Source organism: Streptomyces katrae, from assembly GCF_000966975.1.
Taxonomy (GTDB): Bacteria; Actinomycetota; Actinomycetes; order Streptomycetales; family Streptomycetaceae; genus Streptomyces; species Streptomyces katrae.
The window spans coordinates 1-251 of the sequence record NZ_JZWV01001825.1 but is presented as its reverse complement, the minus strand read 5'-3'; the positions used below and the strand labels follow the sequence as shown (position 1 = coordinate 251).

At 74.9% G+C, this 251-nt stretch carries 1 protein-coding gene; it reads left to right on the top strand.

Translation table 11 applies throughout. From position 1 onward, the window contains the following. On the top strand, positions 1–251 hold a 251-nt coding region (locus VR44_RS40705; RefSeq protein WP_045952746.1), incomplete at both ends, for a ketoacyl-synthetase C-terminal extension domain-containing protein.

Genomic DNA, 251 nt, shown 5'->3' with positions numbered 1-251 from the left:
CACCCAGGCCGCCGCCGGCGTCGCCGGCGTCATCAAGCTGGTGCTGGCCCTGCAGAACGCCGAACTCCCCCGCACCCTGCACGTGGACGCGCCCACCCCGCACGTCGACTGGTCGGCGGGCTCCGTCGAACTGCTCTCCGCCCCCGTGGCCTGGCCCGAAACGTCCGGCCACGTCCGCCGCGGCGGTGTCTCGGCCTTCGGCGTGAGCGGCACCAACGCCCACGTCATCATCGAACAGGCCCCCGCCCCCG